The organism is Pseudomonas sp. CLCA07 (assembly GCF_053615335.1).
This window is the reverse complement of sequence record NZ_CM132131.1, coordinates 975,643-993,410: the sequence shown is the minus strand read 5'-3', so window position 1 is coordinate 993,410 and position 17,768 is coordinate 975,643. Positions and strand designations below refer to the sequence as shown.

Sequence of the window (17,768 nt, the reverse complement as noted above, 5' to 3'; positions counted from 1 at the left end):
GGGGAGGGTGCGACAATGGGTCGCAAAGAAGCAGGGAACTGCCGCATCCGGGAGAATGCGGCAGCAGAGCGGTCGAGAATTATTTGGTTTTGCCTTCAGCCTGCAAACGCTCGGTGCCGGCACCGTGGGACAGGCTGTACACGTAAGCGGCCAGCAGTTGCACTTTGTCGTTGCCGAGCAATTCGTTCTGTGCCGGCATATGACCCTGGCGACCATGGCGAATGGTCTGCTCCAATTGCGTCAGGCTCGTACCGTAAATAAAGCCGGCCGGGTGCGTCAGATTCGGCGCGCCCATGGCTTCAGTCCCCTGGCCGTTTGCCCCATGACAGGCGACACAGGTGGTGCTGAACAGTTGCTGTCCGGCTTGCAGGTCGGCGCCGCTGTCGGCAGGCAACGGCAGGCCAGCCAGGTCATGTCGTACGTACGCAGCGACATTTTTCACGCCGGCCTCTCCGAGGATTTCACCCCAGGCCGGCATCGCCGCCATGCGACCGCCCATGATCGTGGTTTTGATCATTTGGGCGTCGCCGCCCCAGCGCCAATCGCTGTCTGTCAGGTTCGGGAAGCCAAACGCGCCCTTGGCATCCGAGCCGTGGCAGACCGAGCAGTTGGACGCAAACAGGCGGCCTCCCATTTTCAGCGCTTGCGGGTCCTTGGCCACTTCTTCTACCGGCATGGCGGCGAATTTGGCGAAGATCGGACCGAACTTGAAGTCGGCCATATCCATTTCCTTTTCCCACTCATGCACGCCGGTCCAGCCGTTTTCATAGCCCGGCAAAATGCCTTTCCAGTTGCCCAGGCCCGGATAAAGGATCAGATAACCCACGCCAAACACCAGCGTGCCGACAAACAGCATGAACCACCACCGCGGCAGCGGGTTGTCGTATTCCTCGATGCCGTCGAAGCTGTGGCCCATGGTCTGGTCGACGCTACCCTTGGTTTCGCCCTTGCGGGTGGCGATCAGCAGCCAGGTCAGGCCGATCAGGCTGCCGATGGTCAGTACGCAGATCCACGTACTCCAGAAGGTGGTCATGGCCGGGTACTCCTTGTTGCTGGTTTTTGGGTGGTGTCGGGTTGTGGCTCATCGGCGAACGGCAGCAGGCGCGCTTCGGCGAATTCTGAAGTGCGCTTGCTGTTGAACACCCACAGCGTCAGGCCGACGAAGGCCACAAACACCACGACCGTGCCTAAGCCTCGGATCATTCCAGTGCTCATTTCGCTCGCTATAAAAGACATGGGCATGCTTCACCTCTTGCTCTTGATGGCAGTGCCGAGCACTTGGAGGTAGGCAACCAAAGCGTCCATTTCGGTCTTGCCCTTGAGCGAGGCGACTGCGCCAGCGATGTCGTCCTCGGTGTACGGCACGCCGAGGGTGCGCATGGCGCGGATCTTGGTTTCGGTGTGGCTACTGTCGAGTTGATTGGCCACCAGCCATGGATAGGCGGGCATTTTCGATTCCGGCACCACGTTGCGCGGGTTGTACAAGTGCGCGCGATGCCAGTCTTCCGAGTAGCGACCGCCGACCCGTGCCAGGTCCGGCCCAGTGCGCTTGGAGCCCCACAGGAACGGGTGATCCCAGACGCTTTCCCCGGCGACCGAGTAGTGGCCGTAGCGTTCTGTCTCGGCACGGAATGGGCGAATCATTTGCGAGTGGCAACCGACGCAACCTTCGCGGATGTAGATATCGCGACCTTCCAGTTGCAGGGCGGTGTAGGGCTTCATGCCTTCCACCGGTTTGTTGGTCACGTCCTGGAAGAACAGCGGGACGATCTGGGTCAGACCACCGATGCTCACCGCCAGTACCATCAGCAACAGCAGCAGGCCGACGTTTTTTTCGATTGTTTCGTGTTTCATGGCGGACTCCTCAAGCCATCTGCGCGGCAGCGGCGACGTCGGCAGGCTGCGAGGCCTGCACGGTGCGCCAGGTGTTGTAAGCCATCAGGAACATGCCGCTGAGGAAGATCGCCCCGCCCACCAGCCGCACGATGAAGCCTGGGTGACTGGCCACCAGGGTTTCGACGAAGGAGTAGGTCAGCGTGCCGTCTGCGTTGACTGCGCGCCACATCAGGCCCTGGGCGATGCCGTTGACCCACATTGACGCGATGTACAGCACGGTGCCGATGGTCGCGAGCCAGAAGTGCGCGTTGATCAGGCCGACGCTGAACATCTGCTCGCGGCCAAAGACTTTCGGAATCATGTGGTACAACGCGCCGATGGAAATCATCGCCACCCAGCCGAGTGCCCCGGCGTGAACGTGGCCGATGGTCCAATCGGTGTAGTGGGAGAGGGCATTGACCGTCTTGATCGCCATCATTGGCCCTTCGAAGGTCGACATGCCGTAGAACGCCAGCGACACCACGAGGAAGCGCAGGATCGGGTCGCTGCGCAACTTATGCCAGGCGCCCGAGAGCGTCATCATCCCGTTGATCATCCCGCCCCAGCTGGGTGCCAACAGGATCAAGGACATCACCATGCCCAGCGACTGTGCCCAGTCCGGCAGCGCGGTGTAGTGCAAATGGTGCGGGCCGGCCCAGATGTACAGGGTGATCAGCGCCCAGAAGTGCACGATGGACAGGCGATAGGAATACACCGGCCGCTCGGCCTGCTTCGGCACGAAGTAGTACATCATCCCGAGGAAACCGGCGGTGAGGAAAAAGCCCACGGCGTTGTGGCCGTACCACCACTGCACCATGGCATCGGTTGCACCGGCATACACCGAGTAGGACTTGGTGAAACTCACTGGCAGCTCAATGTTGTTGACGATGTGCAGAATCGCCACGGTGACGATGAACGCACCGAAGAACCAGTTACCGACATAGATGTGCTTGGTCTTGCGCTTGGCCAGTGTGCCGAAGAACACGATGGCGTAGGCGACCCAGACGATGGTGATCAGAATGTCTATCGGCCATTCCAGCTCGGCGTATTCCTTGGAACTGGTGTAACCCAGGGGCAAGGTGATGGCCGCCAACAGGATCACCAGTTGCCAGCCCCAGAAGCAGAACGCGGCGATTTTCGGCGCAAACAGCTGGGTCTGACAGGTGCGTTGCACCGAATAGAACGAACTGGCAAACAAGGCGCAACCGCCGAACGCGAAGATCACGGCGTTGGTGTGCAGGGGGCGCAATCGCCCGAAACTGGTCCACGGCAAATTGAAGTTGAGTTCGGGCCAGACCAATTGGGCCGCGAGAAAAACCCCGAGCCCCATACCGACGATGCCCCACACCACCGTCATAATGGCGAATTGGCGGACCACCTTGTAGTTGTAGGCGGTACTGATAGAAGTGTTCATGGTTCCCCATCCACGGTTCAGCCGAAGTGAAGGCCCGTCTTCGCGAGTAAGCCGCGCAAGGCAGACGCTCCCTTCGCCTGGAGTTATAGGCAGACTAAAAGCGAGGCAAGCATGGACAAACAGCACATGGCCAGTATTGACGGGGATCAATGGGCGCGGTGCGTGCGGGATCACGGATGGTTGTGGAATGCAGCTGTAGCGCCGGCATCGGCGACACTGATCCTCGCCCACGGTGCCGGCGCGCCGATGGACAGTGGCTGGATGAACGACATGGCTGCACGCCTTGCCGATCAAGGCGTCAACGTGGTGCGCTTCGAGTTTCCGTACATGGCGCAACGGCGCATTGATGGGGGTAAACGCCCCCCCAATCCAGCCCCGAAACTGCTGGAATGCTGGCGTGAGGTGTATGCCCAGGTGCGACGCCATGTCACTGGGCCTCTGGCCATTGGCGGCAAGTCCATGGGCGGGCGTATGGCGAGTTTGCTCGCAGATGAACTGGGGGCGGATGCGTTGGTGTGCCTGGGGTATCCGTTTTATGCGGTGGGCAAGCCGGAGAAGCCGCGGGTTGAGCATTTGGCCGGGTTGAAGACGCGGACGTTGATTGTGCAGGGTGAGCGCGATGCGCTAGGCAACCGTGAGGCGGTGGAGGCTTACACATTGGCACCGGGGATCGAGGTGTTCTGGCTGGCGGCGGGGGATCATGACTTGAAGCCGTTGAAGGTTTCGGGGTTTACGCATGAGCAGCATTTGGCGGCTGCGGCGCGGAAGGTTGCCTCGTTTCTTCAGTGAGATTCTCGCCAACAGTCCCGGCCTCTTCGTCGGAACGCCGCCCGGAGCAAGCCCGCTCCTACAGGGGTTACACATTCCACTGTAGGAGCGGGCTTGCCCGCGAAGAGGCCCTGAAAGGCGACATAACTTTCAGATTGGCAACAAAAAACCCGGAAGCTTTCACTGTCCGGGTTTTTTCTATCCAGCAACAATCAGCGGTTAAACCGCTCCACCAACGAATACTGGGTATTCGCGGTTTTGGTCAGCTCTTCACTCAACAACGCCGAGTGTTGAGCCTGTTCCGATGTCTGATCCGCCAAGTGCGAAATGTTGCTGATGTTGCGGCTGATTTCCTCGGCCACCGCACTTTGCTCTTCAGTCGCCGCCGCGATCTGAGTGGTCATGTCGGTGATGTTGGCCACCGCTTCGCTGATGCCAACCAGTGCCTGATCCGCTTCCAGCACTCGCGCCACGCCTTCTTCGGCCTGACGATGCCCGGCTTCCATGGTTTGCACCGCCGTACTCGCCGTTTGCTGCAACTTGGCGATCAGGGCGTGGATCTGCCCGGTGGATTCGCTGGTGCGTTGCGCCAGTTGGCGAACTTCGTCCGCGACCACCGCAAAACCACGGCCCATCTCACCGGCGCGGGCCGCTTCGATGGCGGCGTTCAAGGCCAGCAGGTTGGTCTGGTCGGCGATGCCTTTGATTACATCGACCACGCCGCCGATTTCGTCGCTGTCCTTGGCCAGTTGGGTCACGGTCAGGCCGGTTTCACCCACCACCACCGACAGGCGCTGAATGGCTTCGCGGGTTTCCCCTGCGATGTCGCGGCCGCGACCGGTCAGGCGATTGGCTTCTTGGGTGGCGTCGGCGGTGCGCTGTACGTGGCTGGCGACTTCCTGAGTGGTAGCGGCCATCTGGTTGACGGCGGTGGCCACTTGTTCGGTTTCGACGCGCTGACGTTCCAGGCCGCTGGAGCTGTTGTGCGCCAGGGCGTCGGACTGCTTCGCTTGCTCGGTCAGGTGCTCGGCGGTGTCCTGCAGACGGGTCAGGCAGGTTTTCAGGCGGGCTTCCTGGCTGAGGATCGACATTTCCAGTTGCGCCTGAGCGCCACGGCTGTCGGTGTACATCTGCGCGATCAGCGGGTCGGACGTGGTCTGTTCGGCCAGGCGCAGCAGGCGCTTGAGTCCACGCTGTTGCCAGCTCAAGCCTATCAGGCCCAACGGCACCGACAGACCGGCGGCCAGGGCAAAGCCCCATTGGGACGACAGCGAGGCACCGATCATGAAGCTCACCTGGCTGACCAGAATGAACGGCAGCCAATCCTGAAGCACCGGTAGCCATTTATCAGTCGATGGAATGGCGGACTTGCCCTGGTTAATGCGTTGGTAGAGTGCTTCGGCACGCTGGATCTGTTCGGCGGTGGGTTTGATCCGCACCGACTCGTAACCGGTCACCTGGTTGCCATCGAAAACCGGTGTCACGTAGGCGTTCACCCAATAGTGATCACCGTTCTTGCAACGATTCTTGACGATGCCCATCCATGGCAAGCCTTGTTTCAGCATGCCCCACATGTGCGCGAACACCGCCGCAGGAACGTCGGGGTGGCGGACCAGGTTGTGCGGTGCACGGATCAGCTCCTCTCGAGAAAACCCGCTGATCTCGACGAACGCGTCGTTGCAGTAGGTGATCACGCCCTTGGCATCGGTGGTGGAAATCAACCGTTGCTGAGCCGGGAAGGTTCGTTCGCGTTGGGTTATGGGCTGGTTGTTACGCATGGCTATTTCAATCCGCAAGGCTTTTAAGCGTTGTCGGCCGCGTCGCGAATTTGATGAGCATTTTTTTTGCAGTATCTGACATCCGTTGTCGTAATTTCGCAGTGTGGGTGAAGGTCGATCTGTCCGGAAATTGAGCTTTCAGGTTTCCCTTGAGGCGATGCATGCGTATGATTCGTGGCACTTTTGTGTAGGAAATTTCCTACATTCGCGGTTGGATCAGTACATAGCACTCAAGGTGTAGCCGGATTTCCAGCATTTACATTAATAGAATTTGATTGTTGTTCAGCTTGGAAAAGGGCTGGGGATTAAAGGATTAGCTTCAATGCGTAAAAAAGTTGCAATCATAGGGACGTCTCTCCGGTTTCCAGGCTCTACTTCTGCAACTTTTTGGCCGCACCTGCTAGATAGGCAGAGCTTTATTACCCAGGTGGATTCTTCTCGCTGGTCTAAAGACGAATTCCTGCACCCGGACAAAGCAAACCCTGCAACGTCCTACACCTTTGCTTCCGGAACCCTGGGCGATATTTCGACCTTCGACGCCGGATTCTTCAATATTTCTCCTCGTGAAGCGACGGTCATGGACCCTCAGCAGCGTTTGTTGCTGGAGCTTGGCTGGGAAGTGTTCGAGAACGCCGGTGTCAAGCCGTCGAGCCTGCGTGGTAGCAATTGCGGTGTTTACCTGGGCATTGCCAGTGTCGACTACGGCTACCGTCTGGCCCATGACCTGTCGATGATCGACGCCGCCACCGCCACCGGCAATACCAACAGCATCGCGGCCAACCGGTTGTCTTTTTTCTATGACCTGCAAGGTCCGAGCATGGCCATCGACACGGCGTGCTCTTCTTCCCTGATCGCTTTTCACCAGGCTTGCCAGGCCATTCAGAGCGGTGAAATCGAACAGGCGATTACCGGTGGGGTCAGCCTGCACCTGCATCCTTTTGGCTTCCTGATCTTTTCCAAGGCTTCAATGCTGTCGCGCACCGGGCAATGCCATGTGTTCGATGAGTCTGCGGACGGCTATGTCCGCTCCGAGGGCGGTGGACTGTTCTATCTGAAGGATTACGACAAAGCGATCGAGGATGGCAACCAGATCCTCGCGGTCGTTGCCGGCAGTGCGGCCAATACCGATGGGCGCAAATCGACGCTAACCCTGCCGAGTGCAGATGCGCAGATTGCCCTGATGAAACAGGCCTACGACACCGCGGGCATTAATGCGGCAGATATCGATTACCTGGAGGCTCACGGCACGGGTACGCCAGTCGGCGACCCAATCGAGAGCCAGGCCATCGGTGAGGCGCTGGGTCAGCAACGCCCGGCGGATCAGCCACTTCTGATCGGCTCGATCAAAAGCAACATCGGCCACCTTGAGGCTGCCTCCGGTGTCGCCGGCCTGATGAAAGCGCTGTACTGTGTGATCGAACGCGAGGTGCCGGCAACCATTGGCATCAAGAAGCTCAATCCGAATATTCCTTTCGCCGATCTCAACCTGAGTGTGGTCACCGAAACCCTGGCCCTCAAATCCAGTGGAAAACTGGTGGTCGGGGTTAACTCCTTCGGTTTCGGTGGGGCCAACGCCCACGTGATTCTGGAAAGCCCGCCGCAGGCAACGCAAGCCCCGAGCCCAACGCAACACTTCGTGCCGCTGGTGGTTTCTGCCAAGGACAGCACCGCCCTGGCGGCCCAGTGTGAACAGCTCGCGCAGTTCATGTCCGTGCCGGACGCGGCAAGCCTTTATGATGTTGCCTATCAGTCACTGGTGCGCCGCGAACTGCACCCGCAAAGGGTTGTGGTGTTCGGTGCGCAGGCTCAGGACAGCGCTCAGGCACTCCTGGATTTCGCCACGGAACCCGGTGTTCCGGCGTTGTCGACGGTGCTGGAAAGTGGTCGCGCCCTGGATCAGGCCAAAGGACCTGTGTTCGTTTTCTCCGGTAATGGGTCGCAGTGGCAGGGCATGGGCAAGTCATTGCTGGCCGACCCGCTGTTCCATCAGGCAGTTGCCGAACTGGACGCGATTTTCCAACCGCTGGCCGGTTATTCGTTGATCGCCGAACTGGCGGGCGAGCTGGGCGAAGACCGTTATCAGCTGACTGAATTTGCACAGCCAGCGCTGTTTGCCTTGCAGGTGGGGGTTACCCGCATGCTGGCCGAAAAAGGCGTCGTGCCGGTGGCCGTCATTGGCCACAGCGTGGGTGAAGTCGCTGCCGCCTGGGCGTGCGGGGCGCTGACGCTGAGCGACGCCACCGCCGTGATCTACCATCGCAGTCGCCTGCAAGGCTTGACCAAGGGCTGCGGCAATATGTCGGCGGTCGGCTTGTCGGGTGCAGAGACCGCGAGCCTGTTGCAGACGCTTTGTCTGGACAACGAGCTGGTGGTCGCTGGCGACAACAGTTTCAAAGGGGCGACTGTCGCCGGTCTGCCGGCTGCATTGGAGCGCCTGGAGAATGCACTGACCGAGCGTCAGGTTTTTGCTCGTCGCCTGGGACTCGATTACGCGTTCCACTCGCCGGCGATGGATGTGATTGCCGATCAGGTGGTCGAAGCCTTGAGCAGCATCGTCCCGGGGCCTGCCCGTATTCCAATGTATTCGACCGTGACCGGCGACCTGTTGGCTGGCGAATATCTGGACGCCGAATACTGGTGGAAAAACATTCGTTATCCGGTGCTGTTCAAGTCTGCTAGTGAGGCCCTCGTCGAGCAGGGCTACAACGTCTTCGTGGAGGTCGGACCCCATCCGATCTTGCGCGCCTATGTGGCCGACGCACTGAGCAGTCAGGAGTTGGACGGTGTCGTGATCCCGACGGTGCTGCGCGGTGAGCAAACCTCACAGTTGATTGATCGCACGTTGGCGAAAGTGCTGATCGCCGGTGTCGACATCAATCTGCAATGCGTGTTTCCCGAGGTCGGGCGTTTCGTGCAACTGCCCAATTACGCCTGGCAGCGCGAACGTCACTGGCTTGCCGATTCGCCCGAGTCAAACGGCAACCTGCACCGTGAACGCGTCCACCCGCTGTTGGGTTACCCGCTGCCCGAGCACGAGTTCACCTGGGACAACCGTCTGGATACGCAACTGTTCCCCTCGCTTGGAGACCACAAGGTGGGTGACTCGGTGTTGTTCCCGGGGGCGGGTTTCACCGAGCTCGCGCTGGCAGCGGCATTGCAATATCAACCCGGCGAGTTTGTTGAAATCGAAGAGCTGGAAATTCACAGCCCACTCTTGCTGCATCCGGATTTCAGCAAAAAAGTCCGCGTAACCATCGACAGCAGTGACGGAACGGTTTCCATCGTGTCGCGCACCACCGCCCAGGCTGAGCCATGGGCGCAGCATGTGGTTGCCAGGCTTCCGGGTGAAGCACGCGGCGGCATGCTGGCCTGCGCTGCCCCGGCCTTGCCGACGCGCGCGCCGGATTTCAACGCGTCCGGGCACTTGGCGCTGACTCGGGCCGTCGGCCTGAATTATGGTCCGGCTTATCAAGTGGTCGAGGCCGGCTGGATCGAGGGCAACCAGGTATTGGCGCGCTTGACGGTCCCGGCGCTGATCGAGGCCGAACTGAACACTCTGAATCTGCACCCGGCGTTGCTGGACGGTGCTTTCCAATTGATCACCCAACTGTTGAGCCAGGATGCCGGGTGCCGCAAAGACCTGGCCTTTATCCCGGTGAAACTGGGGCGCATCTGCTTTGCTGCCGGCAGTCTTGCGCCTTGCCTGGCCCAGGTCACCCTGGTGAAACGCTCAGAGCATTCGTTGCTGGCGGATTTCACGCTGTTCGATGCCCAAGGCCGTGCCGTCATCTGCATCAAGGACGCGCGTTTTCGTGGAGTACGACTGCACAAGGATCGCAGTGGCGACATCAAGCTGGCGGATTTTGTCGGGGTTGCCAAACCCTATCCCGCCAATGAGCGTGCCATGCCAATGGCCAGTTCACAGCTGCAGGTGAAGCTGCAACAGCACCTCGGCACTCTCGCGGGTGATCACGGATTGGCCCGGTATGCCAATGAAATCGACCCGTTGCTCGATGGCCTGTGCGGCAGCTTCCTGCTTGAAGCCGTCGAGAAACTCGGCGGTCAACTGACGCGGCAGCAGTACACCACTTGGGAATCTGGCAGTTATCTTGACCATTTGTTGGATCAAGCCATAGAGGATGGCAGCCTGGTCACGGTCGGCAACGACGCCTGGCAGCTGGCCGACCAGGGTGAACGCTCGAGTGCACAGGACATCTGGCAGGAACTGTTCCGCAGTTATCCCGAGCACTTCCAGATCATTCATTCGGTTGGCCGCATCGGCATGCACCTGCTGGAGCTGATCAGCGGGCAGATGAGTCTTGCGCAACTTTTGCCGAGGGAAACCACGCCCGCCGTATTGACCCGCCTGGTGCTCGGAGCTTGCGGCCACTACGCATTGCTGGGCGGTCTGCGAGAGCACATTGCGCAACGCTTGAGCGCTCTGCCTGACGGGCAGCGCTTGCGTATTCTCGAGCTTGGCTTCGAGGGCGCGCCTTTGGCGGCTGATCTGTGTGTCGGGCTGGATTTTGATCGGGTCGATTATCAGTACGTGGCGCAGAACATTGAAGCGTCGTCGATGCTCCAGGCTGACTTCCCGGATCTCCAGGTGCTGAACCTGGAAGATGCGGAAAAAATCGACCGGGTGCCGGCGAACTGTTTCGATCTGGTCCTCGTCGCCACTGATCTGGCACCGCTGGAAGCACTCAGTCAAGGCCTGCAACAGGGTGCCGCAAGGTTGTGTGCCAATGGCGAAGTGTTGCTGCTCGCGCAACATCCTGCACGTTGGGCTGACTTCACCTTCGGCGCCGAACCTTCCTGGTGGCTGGCCCGCCAGGGGCAGCAGGCGCTATCGGTGCAACAGACGCCGGGCTTCTGGCAGCAGGAACTGCGGCGCCATGGCCTGACGGTATCCGGGCCGCTGGAGTTTATTCCGGATTCGGCATCCGGCAGCTATCTATTGGTGGCCGCCAAAGATGAGGTGAAGACCCTCGCGGTTGCTCCCGAGTATCCGCGTCATCGCTGGTTGCTGGTCGCCGACGAGCAAGGGCCTGAAGGCCCATTTGCCCAGGCACTGGCATTGGTCTTGCGCGAGCAAGGTCAGGACGCTGCACTGCTCGCACCGGGCTCGGCAGTGGTTCTGGCGCAACAGTTGATTGAAGAGGCCGCGGCGCCTCAGCACATTGTGATGCTCGCTGGTGTGTTCGCCACCCAAGGGCTGGATGCGCAGGCGGATCGGTGCATGCTCGCCGCAGCCATCACTCAGGCTTGTGAGTCGGCCGGCATCGCCGCCGATTGCTGGTTGCTGACCTTCGGCGCCGCTGTTCATCTGCTGCCGCAAGGCGCCCGGCCGGAAACGACTGTGCCGGACATCGCCGACGCAGCCTTGTGGGGCTTCGGTCGGACCCTGAGCAACGAAGCTGTCGGCTGTCGTGTCCGTCTACTCGATCTGGCGATGGGGGCCGGTGTCGAACATCTGGCTCAGGCACTGCTCAACGCTGATGAAGAAACCGAGCTGGCGATCAGTGCGGCAGGCGATCGCTATGTCGCACGGCTGCGAATCCAGCCCGATGAGTTGGCGCCTGATGCCGCGCTGGAGGCACCGGCGCAGGTCAAGCTCGGGTTCGATTTGCCGGGGCAGTTGCGCCATTTGCGCTGGGAAGCACGAGCGCCACGGGTGCCGGCTGACGACGAACTGGATATTGAGGTTCAGGCGACTGGCCTTAACTTCCGTGATGTCATGTACGCGTTGGGCCTGCTGTCCGATGAAGCAATCGAAAATGGCTTCTCGGGACCGACGCTTGGCTTCGAGTTTGCTGGCGTGGTGCGGGGCAAAGGCGCGCTGGTCGAAGGCGATTTCCAGCCGGGCGACCGAGTCGTCGGCTTCGGTCCGTCAAGCTTTGCCAATCGTCTGGTCACCAACGCCAATGCGGTGGCACGCATTCCTGACGGTATGTCTTTCGAGGCAGCGGCGACCATCCCGAGTACCTTCTTCACTGTGTACTACGCGGTGCATCACTTGGCGCGCCTTGAGCCGGGAGAGAAGATCCTGATTCACGGCGCAGCGGGCGGCGTGGGTATTGCCGCGATCCAGATTGCCAAATGGTGCGGTGCCGAAATCTATGCCACCGCGGGCAGCGACGAAAAGCGCGATTTCCTGCGGCTGATGGGCGTCGAGCATATCTTTGACTCGCGTTCGTTGGCGTATGCCGATGACATCCTGGCCATCACCGATGGCCGCGGCGTGGATGTGGTACTCAACTCGCTGGCGGGCGAGGCGATCAATCGCAATTTGCGGGTACTCAAGCCGTTTGGCCGGTTCCTCGAACTGGGCAAGCGCGACTTCTACCAGAACACCAAAATCGGTCTGCGACCTTTCCGCAATAACATCAGCTACTTTGGCATCGACGCCGACCAACTGATGAGCGAACGCCCGCAGCTGACCCGTCGGCTGTTCGGCGAAATGATGGAGCTGTTCCGCGAGGGCGTTCTGAGCCCGCTGCCTTACCGCGCTTTCGATGCCAATGAAGTGGTCGAAGCGTTCCGCTACATGCAGCAGGCACGTCAGATCGGCAAGATTGTCGTGACGTATCGCACGCCGATCCAGGGCGTTGTCGCGACGTCGGTCGCGCCAGCACCGGGGTTGACCCTGGCCGCGAACGCCAGCTACCTGGTCACCGGCGGTCTCAGCGGTTTTGGCCTGCGCAGCGCGCAATGGCTGGTGGAAAAAGGCGCTCGTCATCTGGTCCTGCTAGGTCGTCGCGGCGCCGCGACGGAGGAGGCGCAACCCTTGTTGGCGCTGTGGCGCGAGCAGGGTATCGAGGTCCAGGCGCTGGCCTGTGACATCACCGACCGCGCGCAACTGGCGTCCGTCATGGCGCGCATTGACGCCAGCGGTCAGCCATTACGTGGCGTGGTGCATGCGGCAACGGTGTTCGATGACGGTTTGATCCGCAATTTGACCCGCGAACAACTGCAACGCGTCCTGGAACCCAAGGCCAAGGGAGCGCAGTACCTGCATGAGTTGACGGCCCGTTTGCCACTGGACTTCTTCGTGCTGTTCTCTTCGGCAACCACCCTGTTCGGTAATCCGGGGCAGGCCAACTACGTTGCCGCCAACCATTGGCTCGAAGCACTGGCGCGTCATCGCCTGGCGCTGGGGTTGCCGGCCACCAGCGTGCTCTGGGGTGCCATCGCTGACGCGGGTTTCCTGGCTCGCAATCAGGACATCAAGGACGCTCTGCAAAGTCGCATGGGCGGTGCAGCCTTGCAGTCGCAAGCGGCGCTGCAGACCCTGGAGCGCTTGCTGTTGCAGCGTCGTTCGGGGCTAGGCGTGCTGGAGCTGGACTGGAAGGCGCTGTCGCGTTTCCTGCCGGCAGCCGGCTCGCCCAAGTTCAATGAGCTGGCCAGGTTACACGGTGGTGAGCAGGACGAAGAAAGCGATGCCGACGATATTCAGCGGCTATTGGCTGAAATGGATGACCCTGAGCTGATCGAGCTGTTCAGTGAAATGCTCAAGCAGGAAATCAGCGAAATCCTTCGTTTGCCAACCAGTAAACTGGACGCCACCCGACCGCTTCAAGAGTTGGGTCTGGACTCGTTGATGAGTGTCGAGCTGGTGGTGGCGGTCGAGGAGCGCTTTGGTGTTCGTCTGCCGGTCATGGAGCTGAGCGAAGCGTCGAGCATCGGCAAGATCACCGTTCGAATCCTTGAACTCCTGCGCGGTAATCAGCAAGGCGATGTGCAACCGGATGCCGAAAATAATCTGCAGCCTCTGGCGAGCGAAACGTTTTCACGTCATGGCGTCGACATTTCCCGTGACGAGATCGCGCAGTTGAGTGCGGGCCTCGACGCTCAGAATTCCAAACTTTCACGCTTGATTAATTGATTCGGACCATGACCCATAAAACCGCGCCCAAGCTTGCCGCTTCGATGAAAGACAAGCTGATCCAACAGGCTCTGGAACGGCGTCTGCGCAAGACCGGCGATGGCGCACCAAGCCCATCGCTGGAGGGCCTCAAAAGCGCCCCGCGCGAAGGGTTCGGGCAATTCTGCCGATTTGACCAGTTCCCCGGCTATCAGCAGTTACGCATTATGCTCGACGGCGCCGCGCGTTTTGGCCTGACTAATCCGTTCTTCAAATTGCACGAAGGGTTGGCGGGAGCCGAAACCGTCATGGACGGTAACCGTTACGTGAACTTCGCGAGCTATAACTACCTGGGCTACTCAGGACACCCGGTTGTCGCCGAGGCCGCTAAAGCCGCCATTGATCAATATGGAACGTCGGTATCGGCCAGTCGTCCGGTGTCGGGCGATCGGCCGATTCATCGCGAGCTGGAGCAGGAACTGGCTCGCCTCTATGAAGTGGACGACGCCATTACCTTCGTCAGTGGCCATGCGACGAACGTGACGACCATTGGCTACTTGTTCGGTCCGCGGGATCTGATTCTGCATGATGAGCTGATTCATAACAGCGTGCTGCAGGGCATTCAGTTGTCCGGTGCCCGGCGCCTGAGTTTTGCCCATAACGATTGGGAAGCGGTCGATCGTGTACTGAGCGATCAACGTCAGCATTTCGAGCGGGTGTTGGTGGTGCTTGAAGGCATCTACAGCATGGATGGTGATTTCCCGGATTTGCCTCGTTTCGTTGAACTCAGGAACAAGCACCAGGTATTGCTGATGGTCGATGAAGCCCATTCGCTAGGCGTCATGGGGCAGACTGGCAAAGGCATCCGTGAGCATTTCGGCCTGGCCGGCAGTGACGTGGATATCTGGATGGGCACCTTGAGTAAAAGCCTGGCCAGTTGCGGCGGCTACATCGCCGGTGAGTCGGCGCTGGTGGAACATCTCAAGTTCCTGGCCCCGGGCTTTCTCTACAGTGTCGGCATGCCGCCATCGGTGGCGGCGGCAGCATTAGCGGCGCTGCGTTGCCTGCCAGAAGATGGCGAGCGCGTCGCCACCTTGCAGGCGCGTGGCAGGCAATTCCTCGAACTTGCCAGGGAAGCAGGCCTGGACACCGGCACCAGCACAGGTCTGGCGGTAGTTCCGGTCATTACCGGCAGTTCGCTCAAGGCGACCCAATTGTCCAGCGCGTTGTCCCGTCGTGGAATCAACGCCCAACCCATCTTGCATCCGGCGGTGCCCGAGAAGTCGGCGCGAGTGCGCTTTTTCGTGTCATGCCTGCACACCTCGGAGCAAATTGCCGAAACCGTCGCCATCGTTGCGCACGAACTGCGAAAGCTCTAAGACGCGCGGCCAGAAGATCGAGGCGGCGTGCCTTCGCCGGCAAGTCAACCTCTACAGCCATAAGGCATCCCACAGCGGATAATCATGAACGCGCCTGACCAGGTCGGCGCGCAATGGGTTGGCGATGATGTAACGGGCCACCGTCAAAAGATTTTCTTCGCGGCGGATGGCGCGATCATGGAAGCCTTTTTGCCAAAATCGGCCTGAGCGACCCAGGTAGGCATTGATCTCTCTCGCGCTACGAGATTTGGTTGCAAGCATCAACTCCGGCAGCGTGCTGTTCTGGAGTTCGACCAGCCAGTGAAAATGATCAGGCATTACCACCCAGGCGAGGGAATCTGCCCGTCCTTCTGTCATGGCCAGACGAAACTGATCCACCACCAAACGTCCCGCTCGCCAATCGCTGAACACCGGTTCACGCAGGTGTGTCACGGCAGTGAGCAGGTAGATTTGTCCAGTTTGGGAGTGGCGACCGGTGCGCAGATGATAGGCGTGGGAACGAGTAGGCAATCCTTTGCCCTCCTGTATAGGTTGAAAGGGTAAGGCTAGGACGTAGACGATTGGACGTCGTAAAAGTTTGGAACCGGATGTGTACGGGCCGCCGCCTACGGGGTTTGTGTTGTCCACAAAATGAGGGTGTGCACGGCGATTTTGTAGGAGCTGGCTTGCCAGCGAAGGCGGCCTTGCGACGTGCGGCGGCAATGAGGACGCCTTCGCCGGCAAGCCGGCTCCTACGGGTTTTGTGTTGTCCACAAAATCAGGGTGCGCACGGGGTTGGTGTCGGCCACAAAATGAGGGTGTGCATGGGGTTGGTGTCGTCCGAAAAATGATGGCGTGCACGGCGATTTTGTAGGAGCTGGCTTGCCAGCGAAGGCGGCCTTGCGACGTGCGGCGGCAATGAGGGCGCCTTCGCCGGCAAGCCGGCTCCTATGGGTTTTGTGTTGTCCACAAAATCAGGGTGCGCACGGGGTTGGTGGCGTCCGGAAAATGAGGATGTGCACGGGGTTGGTGGCGTCCGGAAAATGATGGCGTGCACGGCGATTTTGTAGGAGCTGGCTTGCCAGCGAAGGCGGCCTTGCGACGTGCGGCGGCAATGAGGGCGCCTTCGCCGGCAAGCCGGCTCCTACGGGTTTTGTGTTGTCCACAAAATCAGGGTGCGCATGGGGTTGGTGTCGTCCGAAAAATGAGGATGTGCACGGGGTTGGTGGCGTCCGGAAAATGATGGCGTGTACGGCGATTTTGTAGGAGCTGGCTTGCCAGCGAAGGCGGCCTTGCGACGTGCGGCGGCAATGAGGGCGCCTTCGCCGGCAAGCCGGCTCCTACGGGTTTTGTGTTGTCCACAAAATGAGGGTGTGCACGGGGTTGGTGGCGTCCGGAAAATGAGGATGTGCACGGGGTTTGTGCCGTCCGAAAAATGATGGCGTGTACGGCGATTTTGTAGGAGCTGGCTTGCCAGCGAAGGCGGCCTTGCGACGTGCGGCGGCAATGAGGACGCCTTCGCCGGCAAGCCGGCTCCTACGGGTTTTGTGTTGTCCACAAAATCAGGGTGCGCACGGGGTTGGTGTCGTCCGAAAAATGAGGATGTGCACGGGGTTGGTGGCGTCCGGAAAATGATGGCGTGCACGGCGATTTTGTAGGAGCTGGCTTGCCAGCGAAGGCGGCCTTGCGACGTGCGGCGGCAATGAGGACGCCTTCGCCGGCAAGCCGGCTCCTACGGGGTTGGTGTCGGCCACAAAATGAGGGTGTGCACGGGGGTGGCGTCCGGAAAATGAGGATGTGCATGGGGTTGGTGGCGTCCGGAAAATGATGGCGTGCACGGCGATTTTGTAGGAGCTGGCTTGCCAGCGAAGGCGGCCTTGCGACGTGCGGCGGCAATGAGGACGCCTTCGCCGGCAAGCCGGCTCCTACGGGTTTTGTGTTGTCCACAAAATCAGGGTGCGCACGGGGTTGGTGTCAGCCACAAAATGAGGGTGTGCACGGGGGTGGCGTCCGGAAAATGATGGCGTGCACGGCGATTTTGTAGGAGCTGGCTTGCCAGCGAAGGCGGCCGTGCGACGTGTGGCGGCAATGAGGACGCCTTCGCCGGCAAGCCGGCTCCTACGGGTTTTGTGTTGTCCACAAAATCAGGGTGCGCACGGGGTTGGTGTCGGCCACAAAATGAGGGTGTGCACGGGGGTGGCGTCCGGAAAATGAGGATGTGCATGGGGTTGGTGGCGTCCGGAAAATGATGGCGTGCACGGCGATTTTGTAGGAGCTGGCTTGCCAGCGAAGGCGGCCTTGCGACGTGCGGCGCCAATGGGGACGCCTTCGCCGGCAAGCCGGCTCCTACGGGTTTTGTGTTGTCCACAAAATCAGGATGTGCACGGGGTTGGTGTCGTCCGAAAAATGAGGATGTGCACGGGGTTGGTGGCGTCCGGAAAATGATGGCGTGCACGGCGATTTTGTAGGAGCTGGCTTGCCAGCGAAGGCGGCCTTGCGACGTGCGGCTGCAATGAGGACGCCTTCGCCGGCAAGCCGGCTCCTACGGGTTTTGTGTTGTCCACAAAATCAGGGTGCGCACGGGGTTGGTGTCGGCCACAAAATGAGGGTGTGCACGGGGTTGGTGTTGTCTGAAGAATGATGGCGTGCACGGCGATTTTGTAGGAGCTGGCTTGCCAGCGAAGGCGGCCTTGCGACGTGCGGCGGCATTG

At 60.2% G+C, this 17,768-nt stretch carries 9 protein-coding genes; 3 read left to right on the top strand and 6 right to left on the bottom strand.

Annotated elements, in window-relative coordinates:
• Nucleotides 1-79: 79 nt before the first annotated feature.
• Genes ccoP through ccoN form a run of 4 tightly spaced genes read right to left on the bottom strand, consistent with a single transcriptional unit; the run spans nt 80 to nt 3,289 of the window.
• Complete coding sequence (gene ccoP / locus ACWGZX_RS04550) at nt 80-1,033, bottom strand: cytochrome-c oxidase, cbb3-type subunit III (protein ID WP_452627454.1); 954 nt, start codon at nt 1,031-1,033, stop codon at nt 80-82.
• Nucleotides 1,030-1,227 (bottom strand): cbb3-type cytochrome oxidase subunit 3, encoded by a 198-nt coding sequence (locus ACWGZX_RS04545; RefSeq protein WP_452628964.1) that lies wholly within the window; start codon nt 1,225-1,227, stop codon nt 1,030-1,032. The genes ccoP and ACWGZX_RS04545 overlap by 4 nt, the downstream gene beginning before the upstream one ends.
• Before the next feature lie 18 nt (nt 1,228-1,245).
• Nucleotides 1,246-1,854 (bottom strand): cytochrome-c oxidase, cbb3-type subunit II, encoded by a 609-nt coding sequence (ccoO, locus tag ACWGZX_RS04540; RefSeq protein WP_223511736.1) that lies wholly within the window; start codon nt 1,852-1,854, stop codon nt 1,246-1,248.
• A gap of 10 nt (nt 1,855-1,864) precedes the next feature.
• On the bottom strand, nt 1,865-3,289 hold the full coding sequence (gene ccoN / locus ACWGZX_RS04535; protein WP_223511735.1) for a cytochrome-c oxidase, cbb3-type subunit I: 1,425 nt from the start codon (nt 3,287-3,289) through the stop codon (nt 1,865-1,867).
• 111 nt (nt 3,290-3,400) lie between these two features.
• Between ccoN and ACWGZX_RS04530 the strand changes: the two genes are divergently transcribed.
• Nucleotides 3,401-4,078, top strand: coding sequence for an alpha/beta family hydrolase (locus ACWGZX_RS04530; RefSeq protein WP_452627453.1), 678 nt, complete (start codon nt 3,401-3,403; stop codon nt 4,076-4,078).
• Between the two features lie 191 nt (nt 4,079-4,269).
• On the opposite strand, the gene ACWGZX_RS04525 is transcribed toward ACWGZX_RS04530, so the two are convergent.
• Nucleotides 4,270-5,835 carry a methyl-accepting chemotaxis protein gene (locus ACWGZX_RS04525; RefSeq protein ID WP_223511731.1) on the bottom strand — a complete coding sequence of 522 codons (1,566 nt, stop codon included), beginning with the start codon at nt 5,833-5,835 and terminating at the stop codon, nt 4,270-4,272.
• A gap of 322 nt (nt 5,836-6,157) precedes the next feature.
• Here ACWGZX_RS04525 and ACWGZX_RS04520 point away from each other — a divergent pair, with 322 nt between their 5' ends.
• Nucleotides 6,158-13,720 (top strand): SDR family NAD(P)-dependent oxidoreductase, encoded by a 7,563-nt coding sequence (locus tag ACWGZX_RS04520; RefSeq protein ID WP_452627452.1) that lies wholly within the window; start codon nt 6,158-6,160, stop codon nt 13,718-13,720.
• A gap of 8 nt (nt 13,721-13,728) precedes the next feature.
• Nucleotides 13,729-15,078: an aminotransferase class I/II-fold pyridoxal phosphate-dependent enzyme gene (locus tag ACWGZX_RS04515; RefSeq protein WP_452627451.1), complete on the top strand. Its 1,350-nt coding sequence runs from the start codon at nt 13,729-13,731 to the stop codon at nt 15,076-15,078.
• Nucleotides 15,079-15,129: 51 nt separating this feature from the next.
• On the opposite strand, the gene ACWGZX_RS04510 is transcribed toward ACWGZX_RS04515, so the two are convergent.
• Nucleotides 15,130-15,588 carry an REP-associated tyrosine transposase gene (locus tag ACWGZX_RS04510; protein WP_452627450.1) on the bottom strand — a complete coding sequence of 153 codons (459 nt, stop codon included), beginning with the start codon at nt 15,586-15,588 and terminating at the stop codon, nt 15,130-15,132.
• Nucleotides 15,589-17,768: the final 2,180 nt, after the last annotated feature.

Coding starts and splice junctions, on each gene's coding strand:
- ccoP (WP_452627454.1), bottom strand. CDS start 1,033: ATGACCACCTTCTGGAGTACGTGGATCTGCGTACTGACCATCGGCAGC.
- ccoO (WP_223511736.1), bottom strand. CDS start 1,854: ATGAAACACGAAACAATCGAAAAAAACGTCGGCCTGCTGCTGTTGCTG.
- ccoN (WP_223511735.1), bottom strand. CDS start 3,289: ATGAACACTTCTATCAGTACCGCCTACAACTACAAGGTGGTCCGCCAA.
- ACWGZX_RS04530 (WP_452627453.1), top strand. CDS start 3,401: ATGGACAAACAGCACATGGCCAGTATTGACGGGGATCAATGGGCGCGG.
- ACWGZX_RS04525 (WP_223511731.1), bottom strand. CDS start 5,835: ATGCGTAACAACCAGCCCATAACCCAACGCGAACGAACCTTCCCGGCT.
- ACWGZX_RS04520 (WP_452627452.1), top strand. CDS start 6,158: ATGCGTAAAAAAGTTGCAATCATAGGGACGTCTCTCCGGTTTCCAGGC.
- ACWGZX_RS04515 (WP_452627451.1), top strand. CDS start 13,729: ATGACCCATAAAACCGCGCCCAAGCTTGCCGCTTCGATGAAAGACAAG.